Consider the following 17,083-nt stretch of genomic DNA (forward strand, 5'->3'; position numbering starts at 1 on the left):
GTACTACAACTGCAAGTTACGAACATGAAAATACACAAGTTGCTCATTTTGAAGTCAATAATATTCACAAATATCTCATTCTCAGCTCAAAAAGGTATCCTATTGCCTTTACCAACCTGCTACCATACCACGAAAACATCTCCCCATCAACAACGAGCACCCTACTATCAGGAAGTAACTGCTTGAATTCTTCTATATTTTTCTGCTTAAATGGATAAGGCTCGCTCGATAGCAACACCAGATCTGGCTTCAAGCCCGAACATTCCTCAACTTCTAACATTGGATACCTGGTGCCTGACAAGACATTCTCTAATCCAATCCGTCTAAGCACATCATCGATAAAGGTATTGCGCCCTGCCGCCATATATGGTTTTTTCCATATCATATATAGTACCTTTTGGGAAATTCCCCGCTCGAGCGCTAGCTTTTGTAAATCTCCGAAGCCGGCATTTATCAGATGGATCAGGTAACCCGCCTCCGGTGAACGGTCAGTAAGTTCCCCAATATGGTGGATCATGTTCGTCGCGTCATCCAGCGTGTAGATGTCGCTCATCCAAACCGGAAACTCCTTTTGCAGTGCCTCAATGTCCGCTCGTTCATTCTCCTCTTTATTCCCGATGATCAGATCCGGTTTTAACGAGCGTATTTTCTGCAGATCCAACTTCTTTGTGCCACCGATCTTGGTTTTCGATTGCACCTTTTCTTCTGGATGGACGCAAAACTTTGTCACCCCTACGACCTCGTTGTTCAGGCCAAGATCGAATAGCAACTCCGTTTGAGACGGAACGAGTGAAATGATCCTTTTAGGAGGAAAGTCTAACGTAATGCTGTCACCAAGCTGATCAGTAAAAGTTTTCTTCATAAAAACAAAGGTAAATGATTCCTGCTGTAAAGCAGATCACATTTACCTTTATAATAAGCAAACAATCTAGTTTAAATCGAGGTACCTGAAGGCACCACAGCACCTTTCTTAACCACCACAATGCCGTCTTTCACCGCGTAGAAACCAAAATCTCCATCTGGGAGATGCTCACCACCTTTAATCTGAACATTATTTCCGATCCGGCAGTTCTTATCAATGATGGCGTTAGAGATCTCACAGTCATCTCCGATACCGATCAAGGGATGTCCCGCGTCGTTTTCTTCTTGTATCTGCTGCAGCGTTTGGTACCGGTCACTACCCATAATATAGGCATTTTCAATTTTTGTACCTCTACCAATTCTCGATCTGATTCCGATAACCGCATGGCTAATAAATTCCGCCTGCAGAATACAACCCTCAGCAATTACTGCTTTATTTAATGTTGTTCCCAGGATCTTAGATGGCGGCAACATCCTTGGTCTAGTGAAAATACTCTGATGACTATCAAACAAGTTAAACTTCGGAATATCATCTGTTAAGCCTAGGTTGGCTTCAAAGAAGGATGATATATTACCAATGTCTGTCCAGTAACCTTCATACTGATAGCTCAGCACCCGAAATTGGTTCAAAACCATCGGAATGATTTCTTTACCGAAATCCTTCTCATTTGGATTTTCATCAAAGATCCGGATCAACAAATCCCTGTTGAAAATATAGATGCCCATTGAAGCCAGATAATTTCTTCCCTCTGCCTGCATTTCAGGACCAGTGTCAGAGCTCCATTCTTTGATAAGTTCAGAATTTGGCTTTTCGGTAAACGAAGTGATGATATTTTCTTCGTTTGCTTTTAAGATCCCGAAATCCGTTCCATCTTTTGCTGTAACCGGAATTGTCGCTAAGGTCACCTCAGCCTTACTCTCGATATGGGCATTTACCATTTCGTTGAAATCCATTTGGTAGAGTTGATCTCCTGATAATATCAGCACATATTCAAACTCGTGGTTCAGCAAATGGTGCATCGTCTGGCGAACCGCATCTGCCGTTCCCTGAAACCATGTTGGATTTTCTGGGGTTTGTTCTGCAGCCAGGATATCGACAAAAGCATCACTAAAATGACTGAAGTGATAGGTGTTTTTGATGTGTTTGTTTAATGAGGCCGAATTAAACTGTGTAAGCACAAACATCCTATGGATGCCCGAATTTAGACAATTCGAAATTGGAATATCAACTAAACGGTATTTTCCCGCAATAGGTACTGCCGGTTTTGATCTGGTCTGAGTGAGCGGTGACAACCTGGAGCCCTGGCCCCCGCCAAGAATAACTCCCAATACTTTTTCGGTCATATACTTAAGTTTATATTTGGTAAAAATTAATGTAGTCCTGAGCTGATCTGTCCCAGGAATGGTCAAGTTTCATAATAAATTTTCTAATGTCTTTTAGCGCCTTTGTATTCTGATATAAATGATATGCCCGTCCTACGGCATGTTCAACGTCACCTACAGTGGCCTGATCGTGGCAGAGTCCAAATCCCCCATCCCCAATATCGGTAACGGTATCCTTCAGTCCTCCAACCCTACGCACAATTGGAATTGTTCCGTACCGAAGCGCGTACATCTGATTTAAGCCACAAGGTTCAACCCTTGACGGCATCAACAGAAAATCTGCGCCGGCATATATTTGGTGAGACAACTGTTCATGGTACCCGATGTAGGTATTATATACACCTTTATACTTCTCCTTCAACTGCTCTAGCTGCTGCTCCACATGCCTTTCTCCCGAACCTAAAATCAGTATGTTCATGGCCCGATCGCTTTGTGTAAGTACATTATCAAAGATCGCCGGCAGCAAGTCAGCACCCTTCTCACCCACCAATCGCCCGATAAAAGTAAATAGTGGTTTAGCAGGATCCAGATTGAAAACATCGCATAATGCCTGTTTGTTTGCCTTTTTTCCGGCTTCAACCGTACGCAGGTTAAAATTCTTAGGGAGCATCGGATCGATTGCAGGATCCCAGACATCATTGTCAATACCGTTTAAGATCCCCTGCGACTTTGCCCTTTCACGTTGTAATAAAGTTTCAAGCCCATTCGCCTTATAGCTTATTTCCTCCATGTAGCTCGGCGAAACGGTGGATATCTTCCATGCACACTTTATGGCTGAAGCCAAAGGATTGATCGCTCCATCCCACTCCAGCTTACCCGAGTTCCGCAAGTCGAAAACAGGGATCAAGTGAAGCTTGTCCCATCCAAACTGCCCCTGGTACTGCGCGTTGTGTATAGTAAGCGCTGTAGGCACGTTATTTAGGCGCCAGAATCTGGCACAATTTGAAGCCATAAAAGGGATAAGACCAGTGTGGTAATCGTGGCAATGCATTACGTCTGGTTTGTGTTGCCACTGATGTATCCAGTCCAATGCAGCAATCTGAAATGCCAGGAAACGCTCGGTATCATCCTCGTAGCCGTAAACCTTAGGCCGGTTCAGTAGCCCCGGAATATGAACGAGGTATAGATCGAAGCCTAGTTTATTTGTCTTCTCCCGGAGAATCCTTACCTGAAAGTTCCTGGTGCCAACTTCTACCCAGCCATCGTAAACACCTTCAAATTCATTTTCATGAAGGAATTTGTTCTCGTAAGCAGGCATGACAACTTTAGCAATATGGCCGATCTTATTTTGATACTTCGGTAATGCACCTACTACATCGCCTAATCCACCGACCTTCGCAATAGGGTAACATTCAGCACTGAAGTGTATGATTTCCATCTTTTAAATTTTGTTGAAAGAATTGCTAAAATATAACAACTGAAAGGTAATGGAATTTGCCCAATAATCCCAATTATGTTCCCCCGGGCGAATGATAAAATCGTGTGCAACATTCTGGTACATCAACTTATCATGGAGCGCAACGTTCACCCGGTAGAAAAAATCATCCCTGCCACGGTCGATGATCAAAGCAAGGCTCCCAGGCTTAATGAGATGTGTCATCTCAATAACCGAGTTTGCCGACCATCTGTCTGGAAATTGATCATAGGATCCTAAACGTTCTTTGATCGACCAGCTGTCGGGAAACGGTCTTAAATCTACACCGCCACTCATACTGCCTGCTGCAGCAAAAAGATCCTGATGTTTAATAGCGAGGTATAAAGCACCGTGCCCACCCATACTTAATCCTGTGATTGCCCTTCCCGTTCTATCTTTGATGGTCTTATACCGCTTGTCGATCTCTGGTACAAGCTCTTTCGTGATATAGCTTTCGTATTGCCATTTTGGATCAACAGGACTGTCAAAATACCAGCTCGAATAATTGCCATCAGGACAAACAATGATCAGGTTCAAGCGGTCTGCCTGATTTTTTATAGCTGGAACTGTATTCACCCACTTTGAATAACGGTCACTATAACCGTGAAGCAGGTAAACCACGGGATACTGCCCGCCTTTACTATATTGCTCGGGCAGAATCACAACCGCATTAATGTTCTTTTTCATCAATCCACTATAAGTAGAAAGCGTATCTACCTTGGCAGCAAATACAGGCAAGGTAAAGACCAGCAGCAACAATAAGGCGAATAGTTTTTTTGACGAAATGCCAGAATTCATTGTAACACAATTTAAAGTCTGAATATAGATAAATTTATTCTCAGGTATAAACATGCATCAAAATATCCAAATTGATGAAATTGTTTTCTTAAAACACAAATTTCAGTCGGATTTCAGTTAAAGCATTGATAATGTTCCTGTTTAAATTGAGATTGATACAAACCGACCTAAACCAAATCAAATGAAAAAGCCGAGTAGTACTCTAATTCCTTTCCTTGCATTGTTGTTTCTTCTTGCAATCGCATGTAAGAAAAAAAATAGCCCAGCTAGTCCAGAAGGCCCGGAAGCAGTTCCTGCGGTGCCAACAAAGCCCATAAGTCCCGGTGGAGAGATAAAAGCACTCGTACCCTCAAGTATCAGCACCGAAAATTTAAAAATTGATCTCCAATATGCGACTACCGGAAATTATCTCAGCGAAATCCGGCAGTCGAATGGTACACGGGAGATGATCTTATACAATGACAAAAACCGACTCAAGGAATATAAGCGTTATCTAAAGGATGACCTGCTATACCATGTTTACTATGTTCTGAGTCCCGATGGTCTGGTCACTAAAGGTATACAGTATAAGGTTGAGGCCGGTGGCAAATTGATCAGCCCCATAGGTTTTTATGAGGTTAACTACAGCGATGCTAAACAAATTGAAACCGTAGATTGGTACGATTTCAGGAACATGCTGATCAAATCCAAAACATTCAGTTATAATGATAAAGCACAATTCACAGGGCTGAAGACAAGCGGAAGCCAGGCGTCAAGCCAAACCTACACCTATGATGAGCATGCTGGAATTTTCAAACAAGTACCACAACTTCAAATACTATCTCTGGAGCATGAGGCATTCTATATGCTAAACACAAATGCAAATGTCAAGACAATAAAAACCGAAGATCAACCTGCTGTAGATCTGAACTATGAGTTTCAATACAATACAAACAACTATCCAGCTACTGTTACCCAGAACGATGCCGCCGGTAAAAGTAAGATCTACAAGATTAGTTACCGTTAGCTTTATTTAGATACAGCCTGGTAGACCATTTCAAGTGTAAAGCGTACCACTAACAGCATGGCAGACACGAATAAGCCAAATACAAAAGGGTGGCCGAAAGTTCTGCCTTCTGCTATGAGTTTCTTGACAATAAAGCCACCGGCAAAAAAGTTCAAGAGAATTACAAAGGCAACACCGCTGTAGTTTTTTGCAATTAGTTCATAGATAAACAGAATGATGCAGAAAGACAAAATGCCCCATTTAGCCGACTTCCAAAGTGCTTCCGCGTTGGCCGCACGAGGATTTGCATGAGCAGCACGCCTTTGAAGCATGCTTTGTGACAATTCAGGATTAGCCACTACCCGCTTATACATTTCGCGGTCTGCCGCAGCTAAAGCATTCGCTTGATAGTGCGATCTTTTGTCGATGATGATGTCCATCAACTCATCGTCCGTAAGCGATTGCATCCGTGCGCTAAAATCATTTTCCATTGTTCTTCCTTATGGTTAGCTCATGATTGCTAACACTCGCCAAATCTACAGCTTTTTTAAAAGAGCGCACATCTTTAAACGACAATTGCGAAAGGGTTCGGGATTCATAAAAAATCTTGAATTCGTTGGGTTCAAAAGGCCAGCTTTCCACTACGAGTGCACCATCCTCAGCCATAAAGAAAGTATAGGAACTCCCATCCGGCCCATTACTGATCTCTATTTTACGTTGTTCTGGCTGAATAAGTCCCTGGCAAATCAATAGTGAAAAAGCATCACAAAATTCCAGCAGCTCATAAGCAGCATCAACTTCCTGACTGGTAGATCCCGATTCCAGCAGCCATGCCTTTTCCATCTTTTTAAGCGCCTGACAAAATTCCTTAGCTGCCGGATCCTGTCCGTGCACAAAGTGAATATGCCTTGCAATTAAAAGCGCAATGTACCTGCTCTTGGTGAGCGCCATGGTCAATTGCCTTTCACAAAATTCCCTGCGGAAGCCAGTCATCTTGAAATTTACAGGGCCGCCATTAGCATTCAATAAGTTATCATCATCAAACTCATTATAAACATCATCATGCTCAGCCGTAGCAATCAGTGTCTCCAGCCATCGAACAGGTTGTAGAGCATGCTTCCAGCGTGCACAGATCTGTGCCGCAACCAGTCCATGTGCGCGCTGTGTAATGATCTGCCAACCGGCATCTGTGTAGTTTACAATCATATTTAAACATAAAAAAATCCCAAATGAGCATTTGGGATTCTGATATTAGAAATCATTAAAATTGTCTAGCTCTGGTTATCGTGACCTTCAAGTTTCACAAGTTTATTGTAAATACCTAAAAGTAAAAATGGAGCAGCCCATTGTCCAACGAAAAGTGCAGTATGTTTCTGGCCTAGGCATTTAAGTGTTAAGGAAACACCCATAGAGCCTAATGCAGCCCATAAGAATAAGTCTGATGGAAGTTTAGCAGTTTGTTCTTCAATTGTTCTTGCAACAGGTCCTTCTTTGTGTTGCGGATTGTCTTGTAATTCCATAGTTTTTCCTCCGATTAGATGATTAATTAATTTGGTTCTTTTGCTATATATTACAGGGTTTCAGGTATTTTGTTTATGAATTTTCGATTAACAGTATATACAACATGAATAAAAGTGTTAATACGGTTACACACCTATAAGCTATACTTGCTCATCTCGAAGCTGCTGGATTTTTAGTTTCCCCAGTGCAGTTAAAACAGCATAATGCTGAACGTGCTCCCGATGTATCGTCACATAGCCCAGGCGCTCCAATTCCTCATATTCATGCTCCATTCCACCCAGGATCGACGAACTTTCCTGATGTTCAATGGTCTCCAGCATTTCTAGCATATATTCTCTTTCCATAATCATATATTTAGTTAATTAGATAACAACCAAATTATCAGTAGGTTTGAATTATTTGATTGAGAAAAAAGATTAATCCTCCGGGCGCTCCCGGGGATCTGCCATTTTAACTATTCTGGGCATAAAGGATCCTAAAACCTCTACAAGGCTTTCCTGCGCTTTCATCACCGCGTGAATATCTTTATACACCATTGGGGCTTCATCTAACCCCGAGCCTAGCAGGCTAATACCATGTTGCTTAAGAAGTTCTTGCACAGCTTCGTGCTTAATCTCCTTGAATGCACGATTTCTACTCATTAACCGGCCGGCGCCATGAGATGCGGAATCAATAGAAGCTGGACTGCCCTTGCCGCGAACCAAAAACCCGGGCGTTGCCATCGACCCCGGTATTATACCAAGTACACCTTCCCCTGCGGGTGTTGCACCTTTCCGGTGCACCATCACCGATCTTCCATCAGGCAATCGTTCTTGCCATGCAAAGTTGTGGTGGTTTTCGATGCGCAAGATTGGCTGCGCCTGTAACTTGGTTGAAATCTTATTATGTATCTCGTGGTGATTTGCAGATGCATAGTCGCCAGCCAAATTCATAGAAATCCAATATTCCTGCCCCTCGGCGCTATCCAGGTCAAGCCATGCAAGTTCCTTTGCTTCTCTGGGCAGGATCGTTTTTTCCATTGCAAGCTTTGAATAATAGTTAGCGATGCTGGCTCCGAAGCCCCGTGAACCGGAATGCGAAAGTAGCGCCAGGTAATTTCCAGCTGGGAGATCATCCAGCATACCATCCTTAATGCTAAATGTGCCCCACTCTACGAAATGATTACCAGTTCCAGATGTACCCAGCTGCGCATAGGCTTTATCCTTTAAGCTTCTAATCAACTTCGTGGCAGACCACTCATGCCGGTCAAAGATACTCGTATCATAGTAGTTTTTGCTCTTTGCGCCCATCCCAAAGACCGTGTTTTCATTTAAGATCGACTTCAAACGACTGCCGTCCTTGTCAAAGGCGCGATCCGAGATATCGTAAATGCTCAGACACATTCTGCATGCAATGTCGACCCCTACCGCAAATGGAATTATGGTATTGCTATCTGTTGCAAGCACCCCTCCGATAGGCAGCCCGTAACCTGAATGTGCGTCCGGCATTAATGCGCCAGCAAGGGAAATCGGAAGACGCATCGCGGCATTCATTTGCCCAATGGCCTTCTCGTCAATGTTTTCTGCGCCATAAATTGGAAAGTCCGGTACTTGCTCTTTAAGATCGTAAGTCTTAGCATCGGTCTGTGGTGCTGCCTCCTGCCTTTTTTTCGCGAGTAATAGTTCTGCAAGGAACCGAAACTTACTACCCTTTTCTTCCGCAAAAACGAGTGGATGATCTACAACTTCTTCAAGCTTAGAGAGTAGTTCTGCCTTCGAGATATCATTCTTCTTCAGTAAGCCATTGCATACCTGCTGAAACTTCGTCTGTAACTTAGCATCATTAATGCCAAGGGCGTTAAAGTCTTCTTTATTGATCCAGGGTCTTTTCATACAAGTTTAGCTAGTGTATTGTGATCGTACTAATGGACGGCCAGCAATTCGATTGGTTGCTAAACTTTCAGCAAAAAGCGTACTAATCTAAATCAGGACCAAGGATTTGGACTATTTAACCCGGAAGGGCTGTTTGCCAGATAGCAAATCCCAAAAAAGGATGAAATCACTAGCCAGGCTAAAGCGTGGATATTTAAAAGTCGCTGGCTTGTTTTTTTCAAAGAAGAAATGTCCCACCCAGGCAAATCCATACCCAACAACGGGCATAGCTAGCAAGAAGTAATAGGTATGAAATAAAATCGCGGTTATAAAGCAGAGAATTACTAGACCAGTGCCGATAAAATGTAAAACCCTGCTGGTTAAATTTCGATGTTCTGAAAGGTAAAATGGGTAAAATTCGGCTAAGGTCTTGTACTTCTTCTCTTCCATAGGTGTATATTAACTTCTTGCAAAATTAAGCGATATCGCGAATGTCTTGGTCCGGGAATTATAATATTCCATGTTTTTTGAGAAACGAACCCAGTTCACGCGGGTGAACATCCATCAACAACGTATGAAATCCCGCTTGCTTCGCGCCAACCAAGTGTTGTGGACTATCATCAATAAACAACGTTTCCTCCGGCACGAGATCATTTTCTGCAATCACCTTCTTAAATATTTCCACATTCGGCTTCCTCAAGAACATGTCCTGGGAATAGTATGTTTTTTCAAAAAGACTGCTGTTATCCGGCATCCCGAATTCACGATCCAGATAGCTAATGATGTATTTATAATGAATAACGTTATTATTGCTTAGCAGAAAAGTGCGGTATTTGGCTCTGACTTCCAGGAGTGTGTCATGAATCGTTGGAGGAACACCAACAAGAAGGCTGTTCCATGCCGCATCAATTTCTTCATCGGTTAAATTCTGATTGTTCGCGGCAGCTCTTATCCCCGCTCTGAATTGTGCTTCTGAAATCGCGGCAGTTTCAAAATCATCAAATAAGGTATTATGTGTTTTGTGGGCAAAAAAGTCTTCAATGTTCGCAATACCTAGCTGAGCAAGAGCTTCCTGCGCTTTTTTAAAGTTTATTTCGAAGATAACATTACCGTAGTCAAATATGATATTTTTAATGTTTTGCATAAAAACTGTTTTAAAAATTGAATGTAAATATGTAACATTGCACTCGCAAAATCAACATAGATTTTACGCGGGCCTATAGCTCAGTTGGTTAGAGTAGAAGACTCATAATCTTTTGGTCGCTGGTTCGAGCCCAGCTGGGCCCACAAAAAAAACCGCCTAACGAAATTCGTAGGCGGTTTTTTTGATTCATTACCTATTCAGAATCTTTTTGGTTACAAATTCATTGAAAAAGAAATCCCTGTAGATATTACCAATCGGTATTTCAGTCTTTCCGATATATACCGTGTTGTTGTCTACAGAATCAATCTTGTTTACATTAATGATGTATGATTTGCTAACCCTTACAAAGAAACTTTTCGGAAGCAAATCATGGATAGTTTTGATATTCATGAGTGTGACCACCTTTTGATTTTCAATGTAAATTATTACATAATCTTTCAGGCCTTCAATGTAAAGAATATCACTAAAATGCAGTTTGAACATTCGTCGATCTGCCTTTACGAAAATATAATCATCGGTTATGTTTTCTATATTACTGTTTGTACAATCTGTATGGAATAATTTACAATAGGTCTGCGCTTTTTCAACCGCTTTCTGAAAGCGCTCTAATTTTACAGGTTTGATCAAATAATCAATAGCGTCGACCTCATAACTCTCTGAAGCAAATTCATGAAAAGCGGTTGTAAACACCACCAGAGTTGTTTTAGGAATAGTTTTGGCAAATTCAATTCCATTCACTCCTGGCATTCGAATATCAAGAAATATTAGATCAACAGCGTTTTTTGCCAGAAATTCTCTTGTAGTATCTACTCCGTTAAATGAAGCTATAGATTCCAGATTTTCAGTTTCATTAACCAGTTTTTGGATGGCTATTCTTGCTAATGGCTCATCATCTACTATTATGCAGTTCATTTCTACAATTTTAAAGTTAAGGAAATGCAGTACGTTTCGGAATTGTCTTCAATTTTCAAATCATGTGAAGCAGGGAACAAGAGTTCTAATCTTCTCTTAATATTGACCAGACCTAATCCGCCTGATCTACTGACCGCTTTCACCGCCGGCTTTGAGTTTATGCATTTGAAATAAAGCTCAGTATGGCGGACATCCAAAAACAAATTTACATAGGATAGTTTCGCTGAATCATTATTGTGTTTAACAGCATTTTCGACAAAGGAGATAAATAACAAGGGCGGAACCTGCACCCCATTCAACTCACCTTCCTTGGATATTAAAAACTTAAAATTATCCCGTCTAACTTTTTCGAGGTTTAAAAAGTCTTCTAAGAAATGGATTTCTGAAGTCAATAACACTCGATCTCTCGAGCTGTCATACAGCTGATAACGAAGTAGGTCGCTTAATTTCATTAAGACCTGCGAAGCTTTCTTAGGATCATCGTCAATTAAAACATTAGCGTTATTGAGCATATTAAAAAGGAAATGCGGATTGATCTGATTCTTGAGCTGCTCCAATTCAGCATTAGTTTTGGCCAGATCCAGATCATGAATCAGCTGGGCATCCGATATCCACTGCTGGAATAATTTGACTGCTGCCGATGCGATAATCAGCATCATGATCATGAAGGAGAAGGTAAAGAAGTTAATACTATCATCCTCGTAAGGCAGTAAATCAGTTTTAAAAAACCAGGAAAAAACTTCATGAATGTAAAACGAAAGAATCGTGCCTGAAAGCACGAAAAGACCATAATGCAGGTATTTTTTCCTAAACAAAAATTTAGGCACAAAAAAATACATGTTACTGTAGGCTAATAAGATGATCTGAAAAAAGACAACGGCTCGATTATAGGTCTCAAAAGGTTCTACATAGTCCGGTGGACTATAATATAAAACAGCAATACAAAATGCGATCAGTAACAAATGACGTTGAAATCGGTATTTTTCTGATACAATTAACTGAAGCATCCAATTGGCGTCCATAGTTTTTCTGTGTAAAATTTTATTCATGAGCCTGTACTAGATTCGAGCAAATGTATCAACCTCTAAAGTATAGATATATTTAATATACGAAAGCCCATGAATTATATACGAAAGCACCATCTGAATATACCTCCTTTTCTAAGCGTTGAATATGCCGCACCAGTTGAATCTCCCGGGAACGAGGGAGCCGATTTAAAAACACCGAAAATCTCGTAAATAGGTGAACTGAATGTGGAATTCGCGTTAACTTCTTTAGAAAGCGTTGATTCCGTTTTCTATAAGGGCATGTCGCTGGCTCCTTAGTTTCTCCTGTAGCTCCGTGATCGCTTTCTTTTTATTTTTCTTAAAGTCTTCAAGCAATGATTTGGGACCGCCATCGGGGTTGTACCTGGAGCCCCAGTTAAGAATCTCCACCATGAAAGGCACAAGTTCGATACCCTTGTCAGTTAGCAAATACAGGAATTTAGAAGCATTTTTCGGAGAGGTTACTTTAGATACAATCCCCTCATTTAAAAGCGTATTGAGCTTTTCCGTAAGTACAGCCGAAGATATTTTCTCGTCCGATGCCCGAAATTCCAAAAAGGAATTTTTCCCGTTAAACATTAAATCCCGCAAGAGCAACAACATCCATTTATCACCGAAGATTTCCACTGAATAATTTACTGGGCACGTTGATCTTCTCTCCATTGTTTTCATGATGTCAAATTTAAAAGCAGTTCGTTTTTAAAACTACTTTTCTATACGTTTGTAGTTCAAAAAACAGAGTACAAAAATAACTAAATTTTTAATTATGGACTTTACAAATAAAAACGTCGTCATTACAGGCGGAAGCACAGGTATAGGCCTGGCAACAGCAAAAGCGTTTATTGCTGCAGGTGCAAATGTTTGGATTACAGGCAGAAATGCCGAAAATCTACAAAAGGCAAATGCAGAAATAAACAACCCAAGATTATTTACTGTAGTTTCAGACACCTCCAAACTCGAAGGCATTTCGATCCTGGAAAAAGAGGTCGCAGAAGCAGGAAACAAATTAGATGTGCTCTTCTTGAATGCGGGAATCGGCAAATTTGAGCCAATCGAACAAGTAACCGAAGCAAATTTTGATGCACAATTTAACACCAACGTCAAGGGCCATTTCTTTACGCTGCAGAAATTACTTCCTCATCTGGCAGATGGAGGGGCAGTATTGTTCACTTCTTCAACTGCTGCCACTGCCGCAAATGTGGGGTCCATTGTATATTCTGCAACTAAAGGAGCTCTGAATAAAATCGCCCAAATTGCTGCAAATGAACTGGCTGGAAGAAAGATCCGCGTCAATATTGTTAGTCCAGGACCTATAGAGACACCAGGCTTAAACACGGTGATACCTGCTGAAGCAAAAGAGTTTTTGGCTGGTGCTACAGCGCTGCAAAGGTTTGGAGATCCTAATGAAATTGCGAAAACGGTTTTGTTCCTGGCCTCTGATGCGGCAAGTTTCATCACAGGAACTGAAATCATTGCCGATGGTGGTTACCTTAATTACGCACTAAAATAATGTTCTATGAAACGGGCGGCCGTCACATGGCTGTCCGTTTATGTCTTTATGCAATTGATTTACTATATGCAAAAGCTGCTTTAATATATTAAGTAAGGCATTTTGTATATATAAAATATGCGGGTTCGGCAAAAATCTACTTTAGCCAAAAATGTCAAATAAAACATTATAAAATGAAAAGTAGAATCCTATCCTTGCTCGCATTCTTTTTTGCTTATGTATCCCATGCATACCCGCAAGAAAAAGTTACCCTCAGCGGCACAATATCGAATCAATCCAATACTGAAACATTGATTGGCGTGACTATTTACATTCCGGAAGCGAAAGTAGGCATTGCTACCAATTCTTATGGATTTTACACAACCACATTGCCAAAAGGAACTTACACCATTATCATAAGCCACCTCGGTTTTGATAATATAGAAGAAACGATCACGCTGACCGAAAACACAAAAAGGAACTTTGCGCTGAATGAAAACAGTAAAACATTGGGTGAAGTCATAGTAAATAGCAATTCAGGAAAAGAAAACATCCGAAAACCTGAAATGAGTACCAATAAACTGTCTATTGCCACGATAAAAAAGATGCCGGCCGTTCTGGGTGAGGTAGACGTCCTGAAATCAATCTTACAGCTCCCTGGGGTTACCAATGCCCAGGAAGGTGCATCGGGTTTTAATGTCAGAGGAGGTTCTGTTGATGGAAACTTGGTGTTGCTTGATGAGGCCGTTGTTTATAATACCTCGCATTTATTCGGATTCTTTTCTGTATTCAATTCAGATGTAATCAAAGATTTAAAACTCTACAAAGGAGGTATTCCTGCCAATTTCGGAGGGCGTATATCATCAGTACTGGATATTTATCAAAAAGAGGGAAATAACAAGGAGTACCATGTTAACGGGGGTATCGGATTAGTCTCAAGCCGCTTGCTTGTTGAAGGGCCTATTGTCAAAGAGAAAAGTTCCTTTGTAGTTGCGGGAAGAGGATCTTACGCACACCTCTTTTTGAAAATGGCAGATGAACCAAATTCAGCCTATTTCTTTGATTTGAATACCAAGTTCAATTACAAATTCAATGATAAAAATAATGTTTTTGTTTCGGGCTACTTTGGTAACGACCACCTGAACTTCAATAACAGTTTTATAAACGTCTACGGTAATAAACTGCTTAATCTACGATGGAACCATATCTTCTCTGATAAGATCTTCTCTAATGCATCTGCTATTTATAGCGATTATGACTACCAGATCAAAATAAATTCCGCTGGTCTTGACTGGCAAGCAGAGGTTAAAAATTACAATTTCAAATATGATTTTAAACATTATGTTTCCAATAACCTGACTTTAAACTATGGTGTAAATTCAATTTATTACAATTTTAATCCAGGAACGATCAGGCCATATGGAGTGAGTTCAGGTGTAAATCCAGACCAGTTGGCCAAAAAATATGCGTTTGAAAATGCCGCGTATATTTGTGCGGAACAAAACCTTTCTGAAAAATTATCCCTCACTTACGGACTTCGCTACAGTAATTTTCAAAGATTAGGCGCACAGGAAGTATACACCTATGTCAACAATCAACCGGTTATATACGATAAGGAGCTCCACATTTATGAAGAGGCTACGCCAACAGGAACAATAAACTATTCAAAAAACAAAAAAATTGCAAGTTTTGACAACCTGGAACCAAGACTTGCCATAGCTTATTCGCTAAACAATGACCAATCCGTCAAGGCTAGTTATAATAGAATGAGCCAATATGTTCATCTAATATCCAATACTGCCGCTGCAAGTCCGCTTGATATATGGGCGCCTTCCGACCAGTACCTCAAACCAGAAATTTTAGATCAGGTAGCACTGGGGTACTTCCGCAATTTTAAGGATGGTAAATATTCACTGGAAACTGAAACCTTCTATAAAAAAGTAAAGAACAAAGCAGATTACATTGACGGCGCAGATCTACTTGGAATTGATGCTATAGAAAGCGTGCTTTTAAACGGAGAAGGAAGAGCGTACGGTCTGGAAATGATGTTCAAAAAAAATACAGGAAAGCTGACTGGCTGGGTCTCCTATACGATTTCTAAAGCACAACAAAGAACTCCAGGCAGAAATGCAGAGGAGCCGGGCATAAATGACGGAAAATGGTACAGGGCAAATTATGACAAATTACATAATCTATCTGTTACAGGCGCTTATGCTGTAAGTCCAAAATGGACATTTGGCGGGATTTTGACCTTCCAAAGCGGAAAAGCGGCAACATTTCCAAATGGAAAATACCGGTATCAGGGCGTCAATGTTGCGAGTTACGGAGCAAGAAATGAAAATTCTTTAGCCGCATACCACCGTGTAGATGTATCTGCAACTTATACGCCTAAACCCGACAAAAAAAGAGGATGGCAGGGTGAATGGAATTTTAGCATCTACAATCTCTACAACAGAAATAATGCAGCATCGTACTCCTTCAGGCAGAATGAAGATACAGGAATAAGTGAGACAAGAAGAGTATCCATATTTGGTATCGTCCCTAGTGTCACCTACAACGTAAAATTCTAAAAGCAAACACCCACTAAAAAAATATAAAATGAAACTACTACAAAAAATTATAATACTGTCCGTTGCACTGTTTGTAACAGGATGCGAAAAAACTATCGATGTGCCGCTTAAGACTGCACCGCCAAGACTGGTTATAGATGCGTCTATAGATTGGGCTAAAAATACAGCCGGCAATGAACAAAAGATCATATTGTTAACAACAACAGGATACTACAGTTCCGAAGTCCCGGGCGTTTCAGGAGCACTTGTTACTGTAACAAATGCATCAAATACCGTTTTTAATTTTTTAGAAACTCCCGGAACGGGGCAATATGTTTGTCAGGATTTCCTTCCTGTTATCGGCGAGACTTATAACTTAAAGGTTGTTTTAAATGGGGAGACCTATACTGCATCAGAAACATTGACCCCTGTTCCACAAATTGAAGAGACTATTGATCAGAATGACCAGGGTGGTGAAATCGGTGATGAAGTTGAAATAACCTTTTACTATAAGGATAATGCAAGTCAGGCAAACGCTTATCTAAGCAGTATCACCCAGCCGCATTCGCCCTTCCCCGAGCTTGAAGTTGAAGATGATGAACATACTAACGGTAATCTAATGCAGGAGTCCTATTCGAATGAAAAGTTTAAAGCTGGGGACCAAGTAGATATTAAACTCTACGGCATTTCAAGAAGCTATTACAATTACATGTTCAAATTAATACTGGCTACAGGCAATGATGGCAACCCTTTCCCTGTGACACCAAGTGCTGTCCGCGGTAACATTATCAATCAGACCAATAGCGAAAATTACGCTTTCGGCTATTTCAGGCTGGCAGAAATGGATACCAGAAGCTATAAAATTAAGTAATCCAATTGAAGCGATGCCACAAAGCATATGGAACAACATCCTTCGTGTTTATTTGAACAGTATAAATGAATAAGATAATAATTGTACCTTTTTTATTTAGAATAGAACCATGATTAACTATTGAAAGGCAAATAGGTGAAGCGAGTTAATTTTTCTTAAAACTAATCTTTATACAAAACAAAAAGAAACAAAAAAGTCTGAACTTACTTGCATGTTCTTCATTGAAAGTTCAAATGCAGGTAAGTCCAGACTATTTTTTT

Annotated in this window: 18 protein-coding genes and 1 tRNA gene; 5 read left to right on the forward strand and 14 right to left on the reverse strand. The window is 40.7% G+C overall.

Annotation, left to right across the window (positions count from 1 at the left end):
• Positions 1-64 precede the first annotated feature (64 nt).
• The 4 genes from AC5WJX_RS04720 to AC5WJX_RS04735 form a co-directional block, all read right to left on the reverse strand.
• On the reverse strand, positions 65-862 hold the full coding sequence (locus AC5WJX_RS04720; protein ID WP_494483567.1) for an ABC transporter substrate-binding protein: 798 nt from the start codon (positions 860-862) through the stop codon (positions 65-67).
• Positions 863-933: 71 nt separating this feature from the next.
• The gene (locus AC5WJX_RS04725) at positions 934-2,205 is read right to left on the reverse strand and encodes a glucose-1-phosphate adenylyltransferase (protein WP_440430436.1); all 1,272 of its coding nucleotides are present in this window, start codon (positions 2,203-2,205) and stop codon (positions 934-936) included.
• Positions 2,206-2,215: 10 nt separating this feature from the next.
• Positions 2,216-3,622: a glycogen synthase gene (locus AC5WJX_RS04730; protein ID WP_494483568.1), complete on the reverse strand. Its 1,407-nt coding sequence runs from the start codon at positions 3,620-3,622 to the stop codon at positions 2,216-2,218.
• Positions 3,623-3,625: 3 nt separating this feature from the next.
• Positions 3,626-4,456, reverse strand: a complete 831-nt coding sequence (locus AC5WJX_RS04735) for an alpha/beta hydrolase (protein ID WP_494483569.1) — start codon at positions 4,454-4,456, stop codon at positions 3,626-3,628.
• A gap of 181 nt (positions 4,457-4,637) precedes the next feature.
• Here AC5WJX_RS04735 and AC5WJX_RS04740 point away from each other — a divergent pair, with 181 nt between their 5' ends.
• Positions 4,638-5,462 (forward strand): hypothetical protein, encoded by an 825-nt coding sequence (locus tag AC5WJX_RS04740; protein ID WP_494483570.1) that lies wholly within the window; start codon positions 4,638-4,640, stop codon positions 5,460-5,462.
• A gap of 2 nt (positions 5,463-5,464) precedes the next feature.
• Here AC5WJX_RS04740 and AC5WJX_RS04745 read toward each other — a convergent pair whose 3' ends face one another.
• The 7 genes from AC5WJX_RS04745 to AC5WJX_RS04775 all read right to left on the reverse strand — a co-directional run bounded on the left by AC5WJX_RS04745 (position 5,465) and on the right by AC5WJX_RS04775 (position 9,956).
• The gene (locus AC5WJX_RS04745; RefSeq protein WP_494483571.1) at positions 5,465-5,932 is read right to left on the reverse strand and encodes a hypothetical protein; all 468 of its coding nucleotides are present in this window, start codon (positions 5,930-5,932) and stop codon (positions 5,465-5,467) included.
• A complete protein-coding gene (locus AC5WJX_RS04750; RefSeq protein WP_494483572.1) occupies positions 5,922-6,647 on the reverse strand; it encodes a DUF3891 family protein in 726 nt (241 codons plus the stop codon). The genes AC5WJX_RS04745 and AC5WJX_RS04750 overlap by 11 nt, the downstream gene beginning before the upstream one ends.
• 65 nt (positions 6,648-6,712) lie before the next feature.
• Positions 6,713-6,961, reverse strand: coding sequence for a hypothetical protein (locus AC5WJX_RS04755; protein WP_440430430.1), 249 nt, complete (start codon positions 6,959-6,961; stop codon positions 6,713-6,715).
• A 141-nt stretch (positions 6,962-7,102) separates the two neighbouring features.
• Positions 7,103-7,306, reverse strand: a complete 204-nt coding sequence (locus AC5WJX_RS04760; protein ID WP_440430429.1) for a hypothetical protein — start codon at positions 7,304-7,306, stop codon at positions 7,103-7,105.
• Between the two features lie 72 nt (positions 7,307-7,378).
• A complete protein-coding gene (locus tag AC5WJX_RS04765; protein WP_494483573.1) occupies positions 7,379-8,833 on the reverse strand; it encodes an RtcB family protein in 1,455 nt (484 codons plus the stop codon).
• A 111-nt stretch (positions 8,834-8,944) separates the two neighbouring features.
• Positions 8,945-9,262, reverse strand: a complete 318-nt coding sequence (locus tag AC5WJX_RS04770) for an Mpo1-like protein (protein WP_440430427.1) — start codon at positions 9,260-9,262, stop codon at positions 8,945-8,947.
• 58 nt (positions 9,263-9,320) lie between these two features.
• The gene (locus AC5WJX_RS04775) at positions 9,321-9,956 is read right to left on the reverse strand and encodes an HAD family hydrolase (RefSeq protein ID WP_494483574.1); all 636 of its coding nucleotides are present in this window, start codon (positions 9,954-9,956) and stop codon (positions 9,321-9,323) included.
• A 69-nt stretch (positions 9,957-10,025) separates the two neighbouring features.
• Here AC5WJX_RS04775 and AC5WJX_RS04780 point away from each other — a divergent pair.
• Positions 10,026-10,099 (forward strand) — tRNA-Ile (locus AC5WJX_RS04780).
• A gap of 46 nt (positions 10,100-10,145) precedes the next feature.
• Here AC5WJX_RS04780 and AC5WJX_RS04785 read toward each other — a convergent pair.
• From AC5WJX_RS04785 to AC5WJX_RS04795, 3 genes are all read right to left on the reverse strand, one after another.
• Positions 10,146-10,868 (reverse strand): LytR/AlgR family response regulator transcription factor, encoded by a 723-nt coding sequence (locus AC5WJX_RS04785; protein ID WP_494483575.1) that lies wholly within the window; start codon positions 10,866-10,868, stop codon positions 10,146-10,148.
• Positions 10,869-10,870: 2 nt separating this feature from the next.
• A complete protein-coding gene (locus tag AC5WJX_RS04790) occupies positions 10,871-11,890 on the reverse strand; it encodes a sensor histidine kinase (protein ID WP_494483576.1) in 1,020 nt (339 codons plus the stop codon).
• Between the two features lie 252 nt (positions 11,891-12,142).
• Positions 12,143-12,586 (reverse strand): winged helix-turn-helix transcriptional regulator, encoded by a 444-nt coding sequence (locus AC5WJX_RS04795; protein ID WP_494483577.1) that lies wholly within the window; start codon positions 12,584-12,586, stop codon positions 12,143-12,145.
• Between the two features lie 94 nt (positions 12,587-12,680).
• On the opposite strand from AC5WJX_RS04795, the gene AC5WJX_RS04800 reads away from it, so the two are divergent.
• The 3 genes from AC5WJX_RS04800 (at position 12,681) to AC5WJX_RS04810 (ending at position 16,823) form a co-directional block, all read left to right on the forward strand.
• Entirely contained in the window at positions 12,681-13,424 is a 744-nt protein-coding gene (locus AC5WJX_RS04800) for an SDR family oxidoreductase (protein ID WP_494483578.1), read from the forward strand.
• Between the two features lie 173 nt (positions 13,425-13,597).
• Positions 13,598-15,973: a TonB-dependent receptor gene (locus AC5WJX_RS04805; protein WP_494483579.1), complete on the forward strand. Its 2,376-nt coding sequence runs from the start codon at positions 13,598-13,600 to the stop codon at positions 15,971-15,973.
• 28 nt (positions 15,974-16,001) lie between these two features.
• Positions 16,002-16,823: a DUF4249 domain-containing protein gene (locus tag AC5WJX_RS04810; RefSeq protein WP_494483580.1), complete on the forward strand. Its 822-nt coding sequence runs from the start codon at positions 16,002-16,004 to the stop codon at positions 16,821-16,823.
• Positions 16,824-17,083 lie beyond the last annotated feature (260 nt).

Source organism: Pedobacter sp. NEAU-ZC8, assembly GCF_059278965.1.